This window comes from Mesorhizobium sp. M0621 (genome assembly GCF_040320745.1).
Classification (GTDB): Bacteria; Pseudomonadota; Alphaproteobacteria; order Rhizobiales; family Rhizobiaceae; genus Mesorhizobium.
The window spans coordinates 1-17,428 of sequence record NZ_JAMYQF010000046.1 but is presented as its reverse complement, the minus strand read 5'-3'; the positions used below and the strand labels follow the sequence as shown (position 1 = coordinate 17,428).

General features: G+C 63.5%; 20 protein-coding genes. 7 read left to right on the top strand and 13 right to left on the bottom strand.

Annotated features, from left to right (window positions below; all coding sequences use genetic code 11):
* Nucleotides 1–37: 37 nt before the first annotated feature.
* Together NKI38_RS25200 and NKI38_RS25195 are read left to right on the top strand one after the other, a co-directional pair.
* On the top strand, nt 38–499 hold the full coding sequence (locus tag NKI38_RS25200; protein WP_352662126.1) for a MarR family winged helix-turn-helix transcriptional regulator: 462 nt from the start codon (nt 38–40) through the stop codon (nt 497–499).
* A 129-nt stretch (nt 500–628) separates the two neighbouring features.
* Nucleotides 629–1,357 (top strand): SDR family oxidoreductase, encoded by a 729-nt coding sequence (locus NKI38_RS25195; protein WP_352662123.1) that lies wholly within the window; start codon nt 629–631, stop codon nt 1,355–1,357.
* 16 nt (nt 1,358–1,373) lie between these two features.
* On the opposite strand, the gene NKI38_RS25190 is transcribed toward NKI38_RS25195, so the two are convergent.
* Together NKI38_RS25190 and NKI38_RS25185 are read right to left on the bottom strand one after the other, a co-directional pair.
* Entirely contained in the window at nt 1,374–2,348 is a 975-nt protein-coding gene (locus NKI38_RS25190; protein ID WP_352662120.1) for a LysR family transcriptional regulator, read from the bottom strand.
* 16 nt (nt 2,349–2,364) lie between these two features.
* The gene (locus NKI38_RS25185) at nt 2,365–3,270 is read right to left on the bottom strand and encodes a S1C family serine protease (RefSeq protein ID WP_352628721.1); all 906 of its coding nucleotides are present in this window, start codon (nt 3,268–3,270) and stop codon (nt 2,365–2,367) included.
* Between the two features lie 233 nt (nt 3,271–3,503).
* Here NKI38_RS25185 and yghU point away from each other — a divergent pair, with 233 nt between their 5' ends.
* A complete protein-coding gene (gene yghU / locus NKI38_RS25180; protein WP_352662117.1) occupies nt 3,504–4,370 on the top strand; it encodes a glutathione-dependent disulfide-bond oxidoreductase in 867 nt (288 codons plus the stop codon).
* A 66-nt stretch (nt 4,371–4,436) separates the two neighbouring features.
* On the opposite strand, the gene NKI38_RS25175 is transcribed toward yghU, so the two are convergent.
* Together NKI38_RS25175 and NKI38_RS25170 are read right to left on the bottom strand one after the other, a co-directional pair.
* Nucleotides 4,437–5,216, bottom strand: a complete 780-nt coding sequence (locus NKI38_RS25175; protein ID WP_352662114.1) for a hypothetical protein — start codon at nt 5,214–5,216, stop codon at nt 4,437–4,439.
* Between the two features lie 269 nt (nt 5,217–5,485).
* On the bottom strand, nt 5,486–5,788 hold the full coding sequence (locus tag NKI38_RS25170; protein WP_352662111.1) for a DUF1236 domain-containing protein: 303 nt from the start codon (nt 5,786–5,788) through the stop codon (nt 5,486–5,488).
* 412 nt (nt 5,789–6,200) lie between these two features.
* Here NKI38_RS25170 and NKI38_RS25165 point away from each other — a divergent pair, with 412 nt between their 5' ends.
* The 3 genes from NKI38_RS25165 (at nt 6,201) to NKI38_RS25155 (ending at nt 7,452) form a co-directional block, all read left to right on the top strand.
* Complete coding sequence (locus tag NKI38_RS25165; protein WP_352628728.1) at nt 6,201–6,443, top strand: sulfotransferase; 243 nt, start codon at nt 6,201–6,203, stop codon at nt 6,441–6,443.
* A 119-nt stretch (nt 6,444–6,562) separates the two neighbouring features.
* Nucleotides 6,563–6,844 (top strand): hypothetical protein, encoded by a 282-nt coding sequence (locus NKI38_RS25160; protein WP_352662109.1) that lies wholly within the window; start codon nt 6,563–6,565, stop codon nt 6,842–6,844.
* A 359-nt stretch (nt 6,845–7,203) separates the two neighbouring features.
* Nucleotides 7,204–7,452, top strand: a complete 249-nt coding sequence (locus NKI38_RS25155) for a hypothetical protein (RefSeq protein WP_352662106.1) — start codon at nt 7,204–7,206, stop codon at nt 7,450–7,452.
* A 336-nt stretch (nt 7,453–7,788) separates the two neighbouring features.
* Here NKI38_RS25155 and NKI38_RS25150 read toward each other — a convergent pair whose 3' ends face one another.
* The 7 genes from NKI38_RS25150 to NKI38_RS25120 form a co-directional block, all read right to left on the bottom strand.
* Nucleotides 7,789–8,340, bottom strand: a complete 552-nt coding sequence (locus tag NKI38_RS25150) for an isochorismatase family protein (protein WP_352662103.1) — start codon at nt 8,338–8,340, stop codon at nt 7,789–7,791.
* A 190-nt stretch (nt 8,341–8,530) separates the two neighbouring features.
* Nucleotides 8,531–9,301 carry an exodeoxyribonuclease III gene (locus tag NKI38_RS25145; protein WP_352662100.1) on the bottom strand — a complete coding sequence of 257 codons (771 nt, stop codon included), beginning with the start codon at nt 9,299–9,301 and terminating at the stop codon, nt 8,531–8,533.
* Nucleotides 9,302–9,305: 4 nt separating this feature from the next.
* The gene (locus NKI38_RS25140) at nt 9,306–9,950 is read right to left on the bottom strand and encodes an alpha/beta hydrolase family protein (protein WP_352662097.1); all 645 of its coding nucleotides are present in this window, start codon (nt 9,948–9,950) and stop codon (nt 9,306–9,308) included.
* Nucleotides 9,951–10,142: 192 nt separating this feature from the next.
* Nucleotides 10,143–11,285, bottom strand: a complete 1,143-nt coding sequence (locus tag NKI38_RS25135) for a tetratricopeptide repeat protein (protein WP_352662094.1) — start codon at nt 11,283–11,285, stop codon at nt 10,143–10,145.
* Complete coding sequence (gene ku / locus NKI38_RS25130; protein ID WP_352662091.1) at nt 11,282–12,187, bottom strand: non-homologous end joining protein Ku; 906 nt, start codon at nt 12,185–12,187, stop codon at nt 11,282–11,284. The genes NKI38_RS25135 and ku overlap by 4 nt, the downstream gene beginning before the upstream one ends.
* Before the next feature lie 441 nt (nt 12,188–12,628).
* The gene (ligD, locus tag NKI38_RS25125) at nt 12,629–15,109 is read right to left on the bottom strand and encodes a DNA ligase D (protein ID WP_352662088.1); all 2,481 of its coding nucleotides are present in this window, start codon (nt 15,107–15,109) and stop codon (nt 12,629–12,631) included.
* A gap of 87 nt (nt 15,110–15,196) precedes the next feature.
* A complete protein-coding gene (locus NKI38_RS25120) occupies nt 15,197–15,421 on the bottom strand; it encodes a hypothetical protein (protein ID WP_352628746.1) in 225 nt (74 codons plus the stop codon).
* A gap of 613 nt (nt 15,422–16,034) precedes the next feature.
* On the opposite strand from NKI38_RS25120, the gene NKI38_RS25115 reads away from it, so the two are divergent.
* Nucleotides 16,035–16,349 carry an EthD family reductase gene (locus NKI38_RS25115; protein ID WP_352662085.1) on the top strand — a complete coding sequence of 105 codons (315 nt, stop codon included), beginning with the start codon at nt 16,035–16,037 and terminating at the stop codon, nt 16,347–16,349.
* A gap of 236 nt (nt 16,350–16,585) precedes the next feature.
* Here NKI38_RS25115 and NKI38_RS33560 read toward each other — a convergent pair whose 3' ends face one another.
* Both NKI38_RS33560 and NKI38_RS25110 read right to left on the bottom strand, forming a co-directional pair.
* Entirely contained in the window at nt 16,586–16,678 is a 93-nt protein-coding gene (locus tag NKI38_RS33560; RefSeq protein ID WP_502899386.1) for a putative RiPP precursor, read from the bottom strand.
* 81 nt (nt 16,679–16,759) lie between these two features.
* A partial coding sequence (locus NKI38_RS25110; protein ID WP_352662082.1) for a GNAT family N-acetyltransferase occupies nt 16,760–17,428 on the bottom strand: 669 nt, incomplete at its 5' end.

The following is a 17,428-nucleotide window of genomic DNA, read 5'->3' as shown; positions in this document are numbered from 1 at the left end:
TACTAGCTATCAGTAAACTCAATTTACCGGATCGTCAATGGCCACCTCGACGGAAGTTCTGCAGACCAAGACCGAAAACCTGCTGATCGGCGCCCTGCTGCGCGTGCCGGCACAAGCGATCCAGCGGCGGCTGATCAAGGAACTCAACGCCGCCGGTTTCGACGAATTGCGCTTGCCGCACATGGCGGTGCTGCAGTTTCCCGGCCCGGACGGCGCGCGGCCTGGCACCATCGCCGAGCGTGCCGGCATGAGCAAGCAGGCCGTCAACCAGCTGCTCAGCAGTCTCGAAGGTTACGGCTATCTCATCCGCTCAGACATTCCCGGCGACGGCAGCGCGCGCGTGGTGCGGTCCACCGAACGTGGCCACGCCGCCTTCTGGAAGATGGTCGATATCCTGCGCGACATCGAGGAGGAGTGGCGCACCGAACTCGGGCCAGACCGCTTTGCCCAGTTGAAAGCGCTGCTGTTCGTCGTCTGGGAAAGTCCGCTGGTGCGCTGAGCGAGACGATGCTCGCGCCGATAGCGCCATCGGCATTGCCGATGATGCTATCGGCTTCTTCCGTTTCCCTTGGCCCATGCCGAACTGCCAATTGCGTGCCCCTGTCCATCCAAACAAAGGCAAAGCGAAATGAGCATCTCAAATCAGAAAATCCTGATCGTCGGCGGCGGCTCCGGCATGGGTCTGGCGCTGGCAAGGCATTGCGCCGAGGCCGGTGCCGAGGTGATCATCGCCGGGCGCGGCGAGGACCGGCTGCAACAGGCGCGCGAGGCGCTGGGCAATCCCTCCGGCCTGCAGGTAGCTGTCGCCGATATCACCCGGGAGGACCAGGTCGCGGCACTGTTCACACGGATCGGCGGGCTCGATCACATCGTCAGCACCGCGGCCGACATCCAAGGCGCCTACCAGCTGTTGCCGGAGCTTGACCTGAAGGCGGCGCAAAGGGTGGTCGAGAGCAAGCTCTACGGCCCCCTCCTGCTCGCCAAGCACGGCGCGCCACGGCTGGCAGCGACCGGCTCGATGACCTTCGTCTCCGGCATCGCGGCCTACCGGCCGGCCGCGCGCGGCTCCGTCGTTGCCGCAGTCAATGCGGCGCTCGAAGGGCTGGTGCGGGCGCTGGCGGTGGAGCTCGCGCCAATTCGCGTCAATGCCGTCTCACCCGGCTGGGTCGACACAATGATCTGGGCGCAGGTGGCCGGCGATCGCAAGGACGAGACGCTGGCCGCGATGGCCGAGCGGTTGCCGGTCGGGCGGATCGGCCAGCCCGATGACATAGCCGACGCCATCACCTTCCTGATCGGCAACGGTTTTACGACGGGAACGACGCTGCATGTCGAGGGCGGCCATCGGCTCGTCTGAGCCGCCGCTGCTTCCGTCAGGAGTTATTTGCAAACAAGGCCTTGGGGCGGTTCGCCGATTCAAGTCCTGAACCAGCCTTGGCGGACGGCAGGACCGGCACCAGCGTGTTGCGCGCAGCAGTGAGCAATTGCCTGAGTGCCGGCGGCTGGACGCGCCGACGTCGCCAGATCATTGCCAGCGCCGCAGTCTGCAGCCCGCCGGGCCACGGCATTTCAACGATGTCGCCACGCGCGAGCGCATCCGTGACGCCAAGGCGTGGCACGAGGCCAAGCCCCGCGCCCGCTGCCACCAGCCGCGCGATTGCGCCGATGCTGCCGACTTCAACGGCGAGTTTTGGGGCGGCAACGCCCGCCTCGGCAAAGGCCGTGTCGAACATATGCCGGTAGACGCATCCGGGCTCCGTGGCCACGAAGGAGAGTGCGGCAAGCGCGGCCAGGTCATGCTCCGCGCTGTCCTGCCCCGGAGCCGCGACTAGCACCAGCGGTTCGGCCGCCATCGTGCGCCTGACGAAGCGTTCATCGGAGACGTTCTTGCTCCCATCACGACGATCGAAGCAGAATGCGACATCGATCTCGCCGTCTTCCAGAAGGCGCAGCAGCGTGCCGCTGCCCGCCACCTTCATCCGCACTGTGATGTCGGGATGGACGGCCTGGAACCCAGCCAGCCAGGGCGCCAGCCGGACCGAGGCGATCGTTTCCAGCGCGCCGATGGTCACCTGCCCGCTTGTCTGCCCGGCCGCCGCCTGCACGGCCGCGCGCGCCTCGCCATCGAGCCGCAACAAATCCTCGGCGACAGGCTTCAGCGCCAGCCCTGCCGGCGTCAGCTCGAGGCCTGACTTCGCACGCGTGAACAAGACGGCGCCAAGCTCCGTTTCGAGCGCCTGGATCTGGTCGCTGACGCTCGATTGTGCGAGATGGATCGCCTCGGCTGCGCGTGTGATGTTGCGGCTTCGTGCCACCGCCAGGAAGGTCTTGAGCAGTCTTGGATGCATCGCGTGGCTGACGCGCCTACTGCAACTGCGGCTTTTTCAGAAAACTGCCGCGATCGGCCGACTTGACGCGCAGCCAGGTTTCGCGGCCATCGCGCAGCACCCGCATCGGGATCTCGGCACCGGCCGAGCCGCTCTCCCACAGTTTGCGGTAGAAATCGGCCAGCCCGTCGACCGCGCCATCGCGAATGTCGGAGATGATGTCGCCCTCGCGCAGGCCGGCCTTGGCTGCCGGGCCGCCTTCGGTGACGCTCATCACCACCACTCTGCCGTCGCTTTCGGCCGACAAGGCGCCGAGCCACGGGCGCGGCGGCTTGGCCACCTGGCCGCGCGTCAGCAGATCGTCGAGAATGGGCGGCAAAAGATCGATCGGCACCACCATGTTGATGTCGGCGACTTCGCCGTTGCGGCTCATCTGCAGGCGCAGCGACCCGATGCCGAGCAGCGAGCCGTCAGCGCCGAACAGCCCGGCACCACCCCAGGACGGGTGCGCCGGCGCAATGAAGATCGCCTCGTCGAGCAGATACTCCCAATAACCGGCGAATTCCTGCTTGGTGACGATCTTGGCTTGCACCGACTGGCCGATGCCGTCGGCCAGCACGACCGCGTCGCCGATCCTGGCCTTGCCGGCATCGCCCAGCGCCACGGCCGGCAGGCCGAGCGGCGCCAGCGCCTGCACCAGGCCGAAGCCCGATTCCTGGTCATAGGCCAGCGCATGCGCGGGAACGACGCGGCCGTCATGGCTGGTCAGCCAGACTTCGTCCGCCTCGGTGATGAGATAGCCGATGGTCAGCACCAAACCGTCATTGCGAATGACGACGCCGCTGCCTTCCCTGAGCGTGCCGAGCGCCCCGGCCGTAAAGGCATCTTCGGGAACGGTGGCCCGCACGGCAACGACGGAGCGCGGATTGGGATTGATGGTCATGCTTTTGTCCTGCGTGCAATGCTCTGGCGAGGCGATGTCTCTTATACCTATGCCGCATGGGAGATGGTGCAAGGGGTGTAGTGCTGACCTGCTCCCCCTTGCGGAGGAGAAGCTCGCCGCGGCGCCGGCATAAACCAATAGTTCAACGCAAGTTGAACTTCCCGATCCGCAGCCCTAGTTGTAGATGGATCTGCCCATCCTTTCCACAAGCCCCCCGAACACGAGGCCCCGAGATGACCGACTACACCCCGCCGAAAGTATGGACATGGAACAAGCCCAGTGGCGGCGCCTTTGCCAGCATCAACCGGCCGATCGCCGGCCCGACGCATGACAAGGAACTGCCCGTCGGCAAGCACCCACTGCAGCTCTATTCGCTGGCGACGCCGAACGGCGTCAAGGTGACCGTCATGCTGGAGGAGCTTTTGGCACGCGGCCACAAGGGCGCCGAATACGATGCCTGGCTGATCCGCATCAACGATGGCGACCAGTTCGGCAGCGGCTTCGTCGAGGTCAATCCCAACTCCAAGATTCCCGCTCTGATGGACCGCAGCGGCAAGACGCCGGTGCGCGTCTTCGAATCCGGCTCGATCCTGGTCTATCTCGCCGAAAAATTCGGCGAATTCCTTCCCAGCGAACAGCCGGCCCGCGCCGAAGTGCTGTCGTGGCTGTTCTGGCAGATGGGCTCGGCGCCGTATCTGGGCGGCGGCTTCGGCCATTTCTACGCCTATGCGCCGGAAAAGTTCGAATATGCCATCGACCGCTTCTCGATGGAGGTGAAGCGCCAGATGGACGTGCTCGACCGCCGGCTGGCCGAGACGGAATATCTCGGCGGCAAGGACTACAGCATTGCCGACATGGCGGTGTGGCCCTGGTATGGCGGGCTGGCGCTCGGCCGCATGTACAATGATTCCGCCGAGTTCCTGTCCGTGCAGGAGTACAAGAATGTGCAGCGCTGGGCCCAGGCGATCGACGCACGCCCGGCGGTCAAGCGCGGCCGCATGGTCAACCGTGCCTTCGGCGAGCCTGCCATGCAACTGCACGAGCGCCACGACGCCAGCGATTTCGAGACAAAGACGCAGGACAGGCTGGCGGCGGAGTAAGCTTAGCGGACAACGGGGCCGATCTCCCTCCCCATTGGGAGGTCGGCAGCTTCAACCCGCCCGCCTCTACTCGACGGCCGACATCCACAGCCTGTCGATGTCGGCAAGAAACGTCTCGTCGATCTCGTCGAGATGGTTCCAGTACATACCGTCTTCGTAGAAATAGCCGAGGTCCCTCTCGATCTCCTCGGCCCTTTCGGCCTTGTCGAGCCGGATGTTGCCAAGAATGTCCGCCTTCATGTCGGCAATCCGCGCGTGCGAAAGGCCGCCAAGTTCGTCGAAGGCGAGCCTGGGAAAGACCAGCCGGCTGCGCGGCAGGTCGGACAGATTGATGCACAGGCAGCCGTGTTTCAGCGCCTGAACGAGCAAGCGTGCCGACTTGGCCTCGAGGTTGCGCAAAGTGACGTCATCGCGCAACGGATCGGGACGGCCGATACCATAGAAATGCGTCTTGTCCGGCCGGTCGTAGATCATGTCGCAGCCCAGGAATGCCAGCACATCGGGCTTCTGGCTGTGAATGGTCCAATAGGCAGCGGTCAGCGCCATCGTGGCGCCGGCATAGACGAAGCCGCCGAAGGTGTTTTGCGCCGGAACATATTGCGTGGCGCTGAATATCTGAGCCTGTCGCAAGGTCGCGTCGTGGGGCAGCCGCTCCGACGGGAAATCGCCGGCATGGACGAGGAAATCCCAGTCGGGGCGCACCCGCCAGGCATTGTTGATGGCGACGATCCGGCTGAACGCCTGCTTCGGCCAGGGCTCGCAACGCACCGCGTCGGGCGCACTGCCAAGCAGAAGCAGGATGCGCGGAGCGTCATCGCCAATAGTCTCGATGGGCGAGATGGTCATCGAAGGGCTTTCAAATCTCGGCCGGCCGGCGCGCATGCGAGGCATCAACATGCCAGCTTACGAACGTTTCGCACGACTGCAACCCTGCACCCTGGCGGACGACTTTGCCAGTCCAATGCATGCGGCCGATCGCGCAGGCCGAGGCGATCGATGCTCCCGCCCGACCCATGGCTGGCCTCAAAAATAGAGCCCGCCACGGCTGCCAGGTCGTGACGGGCTTTTTCCCAAGGCAGGTTCGACGCGGGAAACCTTTGTGTCGATGCCATCATTCAGCGCAGCACCTCGACGATCTGACGGGTGTCTGGATCGACCAGGACCGTCTTGTGATTGATAACGGCGACGCGATATCTGACGTCAGGTACCTCACGCAGTTCGACCGTATCCGGCACCGACGAGCCGAGCTTGAGTTCGACGCCCAGAAGGTTCACCGACGCAAGCGGCTCCCTCTTGATGTATTCGCGAACGACCGTCTCCTGCTCCGGCTGGACGACGACGACATTTTCCGCCAGTGCCGCACCGATACCGCCCATCAGGACGATCGCGGCCGCTGCGCTCGAAAGATAAAGTTTCATGACCATTCTCCTATGGTAACTGAAACCCCGCCCTGCATGGAAACTCCACCGCCGGTCCGGGGTTCCATTCCAAATTCCAGAATTGAAGGCATCACGAGCTTGGCCAGGTATTCAATGGTTGTTGTAACGATGCTCGAAAATTGGCGCGGAATATCTCTCAGGCTTCACGGGTAAGTTGCCTATCCGGGGCAGATATTAATGCTCTTCACCTTGATGTTTGTCGTGATCGGCGGCGCCGTTCACCGGACTTACCTTGCTCACGAGCAAGACAAGATGGCCACGACGGACACATCGCAATCCGCTGGTCGACCAACCAGTCATGAGAATTTTATTGCGTTGTTTCCCATCCAGGCGCAACGTAATCCTCAGGGACTGGAATATCGGAGAATGTCAGTCCTTTTGGGATGGGGAAATGACACTCAAGCTGATCGGAGCCGGTTTCGGCCGCACCGGTACGTGGTCGACCTTTGCCGCGCTGAACAGGCTCGGCCTGCCTTCCTACCACATGCAGGAAGTGATCATGAACAAGGCCAACAAGGGCCATCTCGATTTCTGGCGCAAGGTGGCCAACAGTCCACCGGGCAGCCAGCACGACTGGAACCGCGTGTTCGCCAACTATACGGCCACCGTCGACAATCCCGGTGGTGGTGGCTAGGCTGACGTGCAAGCCGGCGGCAATCCGGAACCACGCCCAGTCTTTGCACGTCGGGCGCGGGAACAAACCTCCGGCACCCTGAGTTTCGCCCCCAGTCTTTTCAAGGATTGGAGGCAAGCATGGCACCGCGCAGCAAACCACGCACCGATATCGAAGATGATGCAACGCGGGCCGATGGCCCGACCATCGAGCAACAGGATTGGGACGCGGTCAAGGGCGGCCAGATCCTGCCTGGCTCCGAAAACGGCGACGTCCGCTATGACACCGAGAAGGATGGCGAACAGCCCGAAGAAGACGACGACAACGCCTACCAGAACAGCGATGAAGCGCTGCCCGACGACGAGGAAGAAGCCGCGATCAAGCGCCATCCGACCCGCGAGGGGCGGTTCGACGAGACGTAAGCCGGATCACTTGGGTGGGCGGCGTCGCTTATCCCCGATGAACGCGAACTGGTCGGGCTCCAGAAGCGGATCTCGATGCCTCGGAGTGAGAGGCATCTTGCCAAAACCACATTTTCCATGCCCGAATTATTGGCGAAAGACGCTTGGCCGGCTAAGTTTTTAGCCCGAGCATTATATCAGTTTTGACTAAAATAATGGAACGTCCAATGGACATTGCCGGAACCGAACAGGGTCCCTTGGACCTTTGCGTCCGGCCGCCAAGACCTTGGTCCCACAGGAAAACGCAAAAGCCCGACGTGACCGATTGAAGCCCGCACAAGGGAACATCGGGCGCCGCTTGTCGTTTGTCCGCAAAGACCTTGCAGGACAACAGCCGGCATCCAATTCAAAGGAACAGCGCGATGCCCCATCGATCCACCATCGTCAAGACAGGCCACGGCCCGGGTACGGCGATTGCGGTGTTGATGGTCGGGTTGATGGCGGTGGGCATCGTGTTCCTCGTCCTGGGCAGTTCTCTCTATTTCAGCGAGCCGCCATCGGATCAACGCGCGCTGTCTTCGCCGCCCGCCCGATCGATTCAGGCGGCGGATGGCAAAGCGGCAAACTGATCGAGCCTGGATGCACCGGTGGGAACATACAGCAGCGCCAGTCGTCGCCGCTCGCCCGCCGGCGATCAATGCCGCGGGAAAGAGAAACTGTTTCTTGGCGCGCCGAGATTCGGGCACCGAATCCGCACTTTAGCCCGGGCCTATTCCGCTATCGCGGAAGTTTCGGCCGGCGTGCAATGTGCAATGCTGCTAATGCGGCGGTACGAGCCGCCCTGGTTGACGCGGGCGCCCGAGCCATCCCAACATGCGCCCCCCCGTCCGCGTCGACCACGGCAGGCGCCCGGCGCTGTCATCCACCGCGCGAAGAGACAGCCCGCCGCCAAATTCGTGAGAGATTCAGCCGCCGACCAGCGCCTTTGTCGTCACCAGATTGACGCCGGCCTCGGCGAATTCGCCATTGTGCCGGGCGATGACCTGCTCGGCACTCTCGCTAGCATTGTCCAGCGTGCTGTGGGCATCGGAAATCACGGTCACGCCAAGCCCTCTGGCCATCGCGCCCTTGACCGTCGCCGCTACGCAAAAATCGGTCTGCGCGCCCACCAGTATGACCGCGCCAGCGCCCTGCCCGGCAACCCAGTCGCCGAAGGCGGGATTGCTGAAGGCATCGCCCACGGATTTGGCAAAGGTCGGCTCGTTCTCGGCCTGACCAAGTGCCGGCCACACCGGCCATCCCGATTCACCCGGCGCCAGCGGATCGCCCACGGGTCCATCGTGCCTGACAAAAGCAACCTTGCGCCCGTTGCGCCGCGCCCAGTCGATCACCGCTCGGGCACGCTCGACAATGCCTGGCGCATCATGGATCGGCGGCTCGTGCACACCGTCGAACATGCCGGTCTGGAGATCGATGACAATGAGCGGCGCGTTGGCCGCGAGGCTGGGTGCTGACATGGTTTTTACATAGCACGGCAGGGGAGACGATCAAGGCATGTGCAATGCGGTCATCAGGGTCGAGACTATCAGCGGCAAGCGCGTGTCGCCAAGAGCCTGCTGTGGGCGCCCGTGTCCGTTCCTCATCACCGAGAGGATCTTTGATCCGTCGCCTCCAACGCGCCCGCCGCAAATGGCTTGGACCAATCGCCTATTTCAGCTCCACCCACACCGGCGCATGGTCGCTGGCGCCGTCCTCACCGCGCACGTCGCGGTCGATGCCGGCGGCGGTCAGGCGCCGTGCCAGTTTCTTCGACAGCAAGATGTGGTCAAGCCGAAGCCCGGCGTCGCGTGGCCAACGGTTGCGGCGATAATCCCAGAATGTGTAGAGCGTTTCCTTCGGATGCTTCTTGCGCAGGCCGTCCGTCCAGCCCTGCTCGATCAAGGCAGCGAAGGAAGCCCGGCTTTCCGGCTGCACCAGCGCGTTGTCGTCATAGGAGTGGGTGGCATAGATGTCACGCGGCTCGGGCACGATGTTGTAATCGCCGGCCAGCACCACTGGCAGGCCGGTGTCGAGCAACTGTTCGGCATGCGCCTCCAGTCGCGCGTGCCATGCCAGCTTGTAGGCGAATTTCGGGCCGGGCCGCGGATTGCCGTTCGGCGCATAGAGGCAAGCGATGACAATGCCGTTCACCGCCGCCTCGATGTAGCGGCTCTGGCTGTCGGCATCATCGCCGGGCAAGCCATCGCGGGTCAGCACCGGTTCCGAGCCCCGCGCGAGAATGGCGACGCCGTTCCAGGTCGGCTCGCCCTTCCACACCGCGCCATAGCCGGCCGCGGCTAGAGCAGAGCGCGGAAACTGCGTGTCGCGCGCCTTCAACTCCTGCAGGCAGACGACATCGGGCTTTGCCGCCGCCAGCCACGCCAGCAAATTGTCCAGCCGGCTGTTGATGTTGTTGATGTTGAACGAGGCAACCTTCATCGCTTCAGGAAACGATCCGGCCCGACCACGCCTTCACCGCCTCGGCCAGCGTCTTCAGATGATCGGCGGCGGAGAAACCCGAGACGCTCTTGCGCGGCTTCAGGTCGTGGTCGCCATCCTCCAACCAGTGGACCTCGATGCGGTCGGAAAGGTCGTAAGTCGCAACCTCGTCCTGTGTGCCGAACTCGTCGCGTGTGCCCTGGAAGATCAGCGTTGGCGTCTTGAGGTCGGCAAGGTGTTTGGTGCGCAATTGCTCGGGCTTGGCCGGCGGGTGGAAGGGGTAGCCGAGGCAGACCAGCCCTGAAATCTCGCCCTTGGCAAACATCTCGTCGGCGACCATCGAAGCGACCCGCCCGCCCATCGACTTGCCGCCGATGATGAGCGGGCCGGTCACGCCCTTAGCCCTGAGGTCGGCTATCGCCTTGATATATTCCGGGTTCACCGTCTCGGCCCGCGGCGGTGGCTTGCGATGGCCGTAGCGGCGCGCGGCCATATAGTGGAACTCGAAGCGCGCGACCTGGAAGCCGGCCGCGGCCAGCGCCTTGGCGGTGGCGGTCATCGAGGGCGAATCCATCGACGCACCGGCGCCATGGGCGAGCAGAATGGTGACGGGGGCGGTGTCGTGGCCGTCGAAGAGGAAGGTGGTCATGGGGCGGCCTTCCCGGAAAGGTCGCGTTCCTTCGCACCCCCCTCTGTCCTGCCGGACATCTCCCCCGCAAGGGGGGAGATTGGCAGCTTCACCGCCCCGCTTGCACAGCACAGTTGATGGTTAGCGAAAGCAGTGGTGCCATCCGATCTCCCCCCTTGCGGGGGAGATGTCCGGCAGGACAGAGGGGGGTGTTCAAGCGCGACCATCAATCCTCACCCCCGCCGTCCGCGCCAGCTGCATATCCACGAACTGCACCCCCTTGGCCGCCACCCCAGCCCATTCCGACTCCGCGTCGAGCTCGAGATACCGCGCCCACAGCCGCCGCGCCTCCAGCAGATTGCCGGCGTCGAATTCCAGTCGGGCGAGGTTGAACACCGGATCGGCATAGGTCTTGTCGAGCGCGATCGCCTTCTGCAGGTGCCTTCGCGCCGAGGCTTCGCGGCCTTGCTCGCTCATCAGCCCGGCAAGGTTGAACCAGGCCTCGACGAAGGCCGGATCGAGTTTTATCGCCCGGGCATAATCGTGCGCGGCGTCCGTCGCGTGGCCGCCGGCGCGCAGGCAGTTGGCGCGGTTGAAGGCCGCAATCGCGTCGCTCGGGTCGATGGCCAGACAGCGCTGGTAGAGCGCGGCAGCTCCATCATGGTCACCGCCCTCCTCCGCCGCTTCCGCCTCGGCAAACAATTCTTCCAGCGTGTCGTCGCCAGTTGAACCGGCGTTGCCCAAATCGAACAGCAATTGCCCATCGAGTTCGCTCTGGCCACCGTCGAGATAGATCGCGTCAGCGCGCCCATGCTGTGAGCCGACATTGAGCGACTTGGCGGTCAGCGAAGCGACCGGGCCCGAACGATGGACGGAGCGCGCGATCGCGCCCCATGTCGCACCGCCGGCTATAAGCCCGGCATATTTGCGCGCCAGGATCAGGTCGCGGAAGGAATAGGGTTCTGCGTCATGCTCGAACGCATCGAACAGGCTGAGCAGGTCGAGGTCGGCGCCCGATAGCCGCGATTGCTCGATCAGCGATTGCCGCGACAGCGAAGATGCTTCCGGCGCTTTCATCAGCCCGAGCAGTCGCAGGAAGCCGTTTTCACTGAGAAGTACGCGTCCAGCCGCGCGCTCGGCGGAGACGCGGCGCTCGATTTCGGCGTCACCGTTCCTGGAGAGCCCGGCCTTGGCCAACAGTGTCCGCCCGAACACGACATGCGTGGTGCGCCTGACAACACCGCGCCGCAACTGGCCGTGCTGGCGCTCGACTTCGCGTGCTGCCAGCCTGATCGGGAACGCCGCCAGCGCGCCGATGGTGCCGAAGACGGCGCCCAGGACGGCTTGTGCCGTCATTTCTTGCTCTTGCCGACCGCCTTCAGCAGATTGGCCTTCAGCGGATTTTCAGCAGCGCCGCCCGCTGCCACCTTCTTGGCGGCGGGCTTGGCGACCTCGTCGGCCTTGCTCTTCGACTTGGCAGGCGGCTTCGACTGCGACAGGCTGGCCTTCAGCGCATCCATCAAATTGATGACATTGCCGCGCTCGGGTGCCGCCGCGATGATCGGCTTGTGGCCCTTCAGCTTCTCGCGGATCATCGTCATGAGTGCCGCCTCGTAGCGGTCCTCATAGTTCTTGGGATCGAAGGTGGTTTCCTTCTGCTTGATCAGCGCTTCGGCCAGCTGCAGCATTTCCGCATCGGGCTTGCCGGCAGGGATATTGCCGAAATACTCAGCCGTGCCGCGCACTTCGTTCGGGTTCCTCAACGTGCACACGAACATGCCGTTCTCGCGCGCGCCGATCGTCACCACGCGTTCCCGGCTGGACAGCACAAGGCGGGCAATCGCCAGCTTGCCGGATTTACGCATCGCTTCGCGCAGCACGGCGAAAGTTTCTTCCGCCATCGCGCCATCGGGCGCCAGATAGTACGGCGCGTCCTGATAGATGACGTCGACCTCGTCCTCGTCGACGAAAGCCTCGATGTTCATCGTGTGGTTGGATTCGATGCGCACCGCATCGAGGTCGGCATCATCGATGATGATGTACTGCTTGTCCTCGTATTCGTAACCCTTGACCAGATCCGAACGCTCGACCAGCCCGAGTTCCGGGTCGACCGGCTTCATGTTGATGCGGTTGTGGGTCTTCTTGTGCAGCTGGTTGAAGCTGATACGCTCGCTGGCGCTGGTGGCGGGGTATAGCCGCACCGGACAGCTGACCAGACTGAGTTTGAGATAACCTTTCCAACTTGCCCTGGGCGCCATGAAACACTCCTACGCGGCCATGCACTGACATTTTAGCTTGAGCATGATCTTATCCGAAAACCGGTTCCCACTTTTCGGGATCATACTCTCTGCAGCGCTTTTCGTCCGAAGGACGAACGAGGCTGCGCAAATCCTACACCGACCCCGCACGATACAGGGAAATTCCTGACGAAATCTTCCGTTACGTCCTTGAGGTCGTGAGTGGAGAATAATTCAAATTGTCGGAAGCGTCGATGGAGTCCGGTATCTGCGTCGCAGAACCTGGGTTCCTCGCCCCCGCGGAGCGGGGGAGAGGTGGCTCGGCGAAGCCGAGACGGAGAGGGGGAATGGCGCAAACCTATCCCAAGCTGGACCAGAGAAGCCATCTTCAACCGCTGGCGCTGGCCCCCTCTCCGTCCGCTTCGCGGACACTTCTCCCCCATTTCATGGGGGCGAGGAACCCTAGTTCTTCAAGGCAGGCAAATCCCGCGCGAACTCGTCGATATCCGCCCATGGATCCCCTGACGTCGCGAGCAGCCCCGGCAGCGAGGAATAGTTCAGGTCCTGCGGCGCATCGATGGATTCGAGATCCGACCAGCTCACCGGCGTCGAGGCCGGCAAGTTGGTGCGGGCGCGCAGCGAATAGGGCGCCGCCGAGGTGTGGCCGCGCGCATTGCGGTGGTAGTCGATGAAGATGCGCTTTTTGCGATTGTCCTTGCCCATGGTGGTGGTGAAGGTATCGGGCGCGGTGGCCGTCAGATGCGTGGCAATGGCGCTGGTCGCCTGGTGCAGTTTCTTCCAGTTCTGCTTGCCCGTCACCGGCACGGTGATGTGGATGCCGCTGCCGCCGGACGTCTTGGCGAACGGCACCAGCCCCAGCCCTTCCAGCTCGCCCTTGATGTGCACCGCGGCTTCGACCACCTCGCGCCAGGAAATCCCCTCACCCGGGTCGAGGTCGAAGACGATCTGGTCGGGCCTGTCGAGGCTGGTGCGGTGGGTGCCCCAGGTGTGGAACTCGACGACGCCGAACTGCGCCAGCGCCAGATAACCTTTTGCGCCTTCCACCGAGAGATAAGATTTGGTCTCGCCTTCGGAATTGGTCGCCTCGAACGTCACCACCGAGGGCGGCATGCCGGTGAAGGCATGGCGCTGGAAGAAACAGTCCTTCGGCAGGCCGGTCGGGCAGCGCACCAGCGACACAGGGCGGCCAAGAATGTGCGGCAGCATGAAGTCGCCGACCAGCGCGTAGTAGACGGCAATGTCGAGCTTGGTCGGGCCAGTCTTGCCGAACAGCCGCCGCGTTGGGTTGGTCACCCAGATGGTGGCGAGATCAGCCTCGGCGATCAGCCGCTTGCGTTTCGCCGACACCGGCGTCGACAGGCCGACATCGCGCAAGCCTCTGAACACCGCGTGGCGCAGCGCATTGTCCGATGTGCGGTTGGCGTAGTGGATGCGGGCCGAGAGCAACGGCTTCACCCAGTTCATCTCGCGCATGATTTCGCGCGGCGCCCCCTCCGGCGCCGTCGCCCCTGCTGTGAGCGGCTCCAGCCTGGCGAGCAATTCAGCGGCGGTCCCGGCATCGAAGCCGGTGCCGACCTTGCCGCGATAGTGCAATTCACCGTCCTCGAATTCGGCAAGCCCGAGGGCTGCCAGGCCCTCGGCCGCATCCGACGTGGTGTAGCCGGCAATGACGAAATTGCCGCTTTGCAACGCCTTGGTCTTGGTCCAGCTCTTGGTGCGGCCGCTCTGATAGGTTGCGGTGGCGCGCTTGGAGACGACGCCCTCCAGCCCGAGTTCCGAAGCCTGATCGTAGAGCCCCTGCCCCGAGCCCTCGACATGGTCGGAGAACTGGATGGCGGAATTGGCGCCGAGGCCCGACAGCATCTGCGCCAGCAATGCCTTGCGCCGGACAAGCGGCGCCTTGGTCAGGTCCCAGCCATCAAGATAGAGAAGGTCGAAGGCGTAGAAGTGCAGCTTGCTGCCGGCGCCTTCTGCCAGCGCGTCCTGCAGCAGCGCGAAGCGGCTGATGCCCCTGGCGTCGAGCACGACGATCTCGCCATCGATGATGGCGTCGCGGCACGGCAGTTTCGCAAAGGCGTCGGGCAGGTCGCCATAGCGCCTCGTCCAGTCGATCCCGCCACGGGTGATGAGCTTGACCACACCGTCGCTGAGCTGCGCCATGGTGCGGTAGCCGTCGAATTTGATCTCGTGCAGCCATGTCTCCCCGGTGTCCTCGCCAGACGGCGGGTTTGGCACCTGCGTGGCCAGCTGCGGCTCGATGCGGGCAAGCATCGGCGCCTTGAACGCCCCCGGCAGCGTGCCGGGCTTCAACGAACCTGGCTTCGGCGCGGATCTGGCGGCCGGTTTCGCCGGCGCCACGAGTTCCTCTATGCGCAATCCGGATTTGACGCTTTCGGGCCGCGCTTCCAAGATATCGAGCACGGTGTCGGCGGCAAGGTCGCGCTCCTTGAACAGCAGCCAGTTCTTCCTGGTCTCGTCCTCGCCAAGCTTTGGTTTCAGCCGGGTCAGCATCCAGCCGCCATTGAGCTTGTCGCCGGCAAGGCGAAACTTGAAGGCGCCGGTCTTGAAACTCTTTTCGACATCGTCCATCGGCGCCCAGGTGCCGGTGTCCCAGACGATCATCGGCCCGCCGCCATACTCGCCCTCGGGGATGACGCCCTCGAAGTCGATATATTCGAGCGGATGATCCTCGGTCTCGACCGCCAGGCGCTTGTCGGCCGGATTGAGCGAAGGCCCGCGCGGCACCGCCCAGCTCTTCAAGACGTCGCCGACCTGCAGCCGCAGATCATAGTGATCTGACGTGGCGTGATGCTTGTGGACGACGAAGCGGTTGCCTTCGCCGGCAACGAGCCCGCCGGCCGGTTCCGGCGTCTTCGAGAATTCGCGCTTGGCGCGATAGGTTTTGAGCTTGGGGGACGGCATGGGTCAGGTGTCGGTGGCGGCAACTACGGCTTTCCCGCCAGCATTTCGGATTTCCCGGCGCGGTACGAACGGATGGAAGTCACACTCTCAATCGTCGGTGGCCGGCGTCAATTCTAGCTCGGCCGGCGACAGCCCCTGCTGCAACTGCGCAAGCCGGAATTCATCGACCCAATAGGCCTCGCCGTCGACCAGAACGCGGGCCTGGTAGGTGCCGGCCGAAAAACTCTGCGCGGTGATGTAGACCTTGTGGCGGTCGAGCGCCTTGCGCACCGCGGCGCGCTTGGAATTCTGGCCGATGACGGGACTGAACATGACGCTGCCCTCGGTCGCCCTGACATGCAACGCGGCCGCTGTCCGCAGCCTGGCGACTGGCCTCAAGGATGACGGAGACGAGGTGTCCTGTCAATTTCGGTGCAAACGGCTGATATCGTGCGCTGTGGCGCGGTGCCTTCCGCTGCAAGTGGGCCATGCAGGATGAGGTCAAAAAAAACGCCGCCTTGCGGCAGCGGGTTTGATGGTCGCGATCGTCGAACGGCGATTTGCCTGTCAGGTTACTGACGGGATCGATATCGCCGTGACGCGGGAGAGCTGGGTCGGCTTTTCGTAAGTTTTTTTCATCGGTATCCCCAAAGTCCCAAACGGCTGTGGCAAGTGGGGCCCGCGCCATGACTTTGTCAAGCCAGCGCTGAAATAGCTCTGCGAGACGTCCTTGCTCAGCCGCTCAGACGCGGTTGCCCGCGCGCGCATCAACTTGCCGATTATCGAAAGGCATGACGGTGCGCGAAATATCACGAGGGGACGGCGTCATGCTGTCGGTCTTGCGAAAAATCCGCCCCCTTTGTCGAAATCCGCTCCTCGCGAACGACACTGGTGCGGCGCCAACGAACATCGCAGCGCCGATCATGCGAGACAAAGGGAGCACGCCATGGCCAAAATGCTTGTCATCTACAAAACACCGGCCGATCCGGCCGCCTTCGACCGGCACTATTTCGACATCCATCTGCCGCTCGCAAAGCAGCTTCCCGGCCTGCGTCGCTATGATGTCAGCAAGCAGCCGATCGTGAACCTGTCGCCGGGCGAGATACCCTACATCGTCGCGACCCTCTATTTCGACAGTCTGGACGCCATTCGCGCGGCGTTTGCCAGTGAGATCGGCAAGGCCTGCGCCGTCGACCGGCGCAAATACGCGCCTGAAGACGACGATGCCATGATGCTGCTTTTCGAGTCGGAAGCGATGTGAAGCGTTGATTGCTGGGCAAGGCCACAAGCGCTTGAACGCCTCCAACAGGAGCTTGTGCTTGTCGCCGTCCACGATCACAGGCGATTGAGCAACGTGCCGGTGGATGCTGGAACGGATCGATATGTGGTGTTCCCGAGGCGGTTTCATACGCTCTGTACCGGGATCGGAGGACAAGAAATCCGCCACCTTGCGGCGGCGGGTTTGATGGTCGCGACAGTCGAACGACTGTTAGCCTGTCAGGATGGTGGTGCCGACCCGGCGAACACCGCTGTGACGCGCGAGAGCTGCTGGCGCTTGTTGAGCGTCGGCTTTTCGTAAGTCTTTTTCATTGAAATCCCCAAAGCCCAAATGGCTGGCCGCGCGTGGGGCCCTGACCAAGGCTTTGTCAAGCCAGGCGAGGTCGGATGCCTTCAGTCCCTCAATCGCCGCAAGCGGCTCACCAGGTTCCGAACGGCCTTTAGCAGCCGCGGATTGGAGCGCACCATACCTTCGGCCCGGCTGCGCAGCAAAATGGCTGCGTTCGCAGCCCTGCCCCGCACCGTTATCGGTTCGCAGATCTCAGCCAGAACCGAACTCGAGGCGCCGATATGTTCCTTGTAGCCCTGGCTGCCGACCGACAGGTCGAAATAGTCGAAACCATTTCCGCGCGCCCACATCATCAGCTTGCCCATCATCGTCAGGCCGGGTGAGACATTGGCGACCGCATTCTGGTCGATGCCGAGCAGGAGGGTGTGAAGTGTGCCTTTTCTGGCCAGCACGTAGATGGAGGCGAGCCAGGCTTCACCGACGCGCAGCCCGAACAGCCGCACCGATCCATCGGACAGGCCTTGCAGTGCCGCGTCGCGATAGAAGTCGACGACCGGGGCCTGCGTCAGGAGGTCGAAACGCCCAAGCTCGCGAAAGCGCTTCAGTCGCAGTTCCAGCAGCGCGTCGAAAAGCTCCTCGGTCAGCGCCGGGGGGGGGGGGGGGGGGGGGCGCGGCAGGCCCCCCCCCCCCCCCGAGCGCCCCCCCCGGAGGGGGGGGGGAGGGGTGGGGGGATATAAAAAAAAAAAGAAAAGCACCAACCGCAAAAAAAAGAA

Excerpts from the sequence above, each read along its gene's own strand:
- NKI38_RS25165 (WP_352628728.1), top strand. The coding sequence starts at position 6,201 with ATGACACTCAAGCTGATCGGAGCCGGTTTCGGCCGCACCGGTACGTGG.
- ku (WP_352662091.1), bottom strand. The coding sequence starts at position 12,187 with ATGGCGCCCAGGGCAAGTTGGAAAGGTTATCTCAAACTCAGTCTGGTC.
- NKI38_RS25170 (WP_352662111.1), bottom strand. The coding sequence starts at position 5,788 with ATGAAACTTTATCTTTCGAGCGCAGCGGCCGCGATCGTCCTGATGGGC.
- NKI38_RS25195 (WP_352662123.1), top strand. The coding sequence starts at position 629 with ATGAGCATCTCAAATCAGAAAATCCTGATCGTCGGCGGCGGCTCCGGC.
- NKI38_RS25175 (WP_352662114.1), bottom strand. The coding sequence starts at position 5,216 with ATGACCATCTCGCCCATCGAGACTATTGGCGATGACGCTCCGCGCATC.
- NKI38_RS33560 (WP_502899386.1), bottom strand. The coding sequence starts at position 16,678 with ATGAAAAAGACTTACGAAAAGCCGACGCTCAACAAGCGCCAGCAGCTC.
- NKI38_RS25190 (WP_352662120.1), bottom strand. The coding sequence starts at position 2,348 with ATGCATCCAAGACTGCTCAAGACCTTCCTGGCGGTGGCACGAAGCCGC.
- NKI38_RS25160 (WP_352662109.1), top strand. The coding sequence starts at position 6,563 with ATGGCACCGCGCAGCAAACCACGCACCGATATCGAAGATGATGCAACG.
- NKI38_RS25135 (WP_352662094.1), bottom strand. The coding sequence starts at position 11,285 with ATGACGGCACAAGCCGTCCTGGGCGCCGTCTTCGGCACCATCGGCGCG.
- NKI38_RS25200 (WP_352662126.1), top strand. The coding sequence starts at position 38 with ATGGCCACCTCGACGGAAGTTCTGCAGACCAAGACCGAAAACCTGCTG.
- NKI38_RS25120 (WP_352628746.1), bottom strand. The coding sequence starts at position 15,421 with ATGTTCAGTCCCGTCATCGGCCAGAATTCCAAGCGCGCCGCGGTGCGC.
- yghU (WP_352662117.1), top strand. The coding sequence starts at position 3,504 with ATGACCGACTACACCCCGCCGAAAGTATGGACATGGAACAAGCCCAGT.
- ligD (WP_352662088.1), bottom strand. The coding sequence starts at position 15,109 with ATGCCGTCCCCCAAGCTCAAAACCTATCGCGCCAAGCGCGAATTCTCG.
- NKI38_RS25140 (WP_352662097.1), bottom strand. The coding sequence starts at position 9,950 with ATGACCACCTTCCTCTTCGACGGCCACGACACCGCCCCCGTCACCATT.
- NKI38_RS25115 (WP_352662085.1), top strand. The coding sequence starts at position 16,035 with ATGGCCAAAATGCTTGTCATCTACAAAACACCGGCCGATCCGGCCGCC.
- NKI38_RS25150 (WP_352662103.1), bottom strand. The coding sequence starts at position 8,340 with ATGTCAGCACCCAGCCTCGCGGCCAACGCGCCGCTCATTGTCATCGAT.
- NKI38_RS25185 (WP_352628721.1), bottom strand. The coding sequence starts at position 3,270 with ATGACCATCAATCCCAATCCGCGCTCCGTCGTTGCCGTGCGGGCCACC.
- NKI38_RS25145 (WP_352662100.1), bottom strand. The coding sequence starts at position 9,301 with ATGAAGGTTGCCTCGTTCAACATCAACAACATCAACAGCCGGCTGGAC.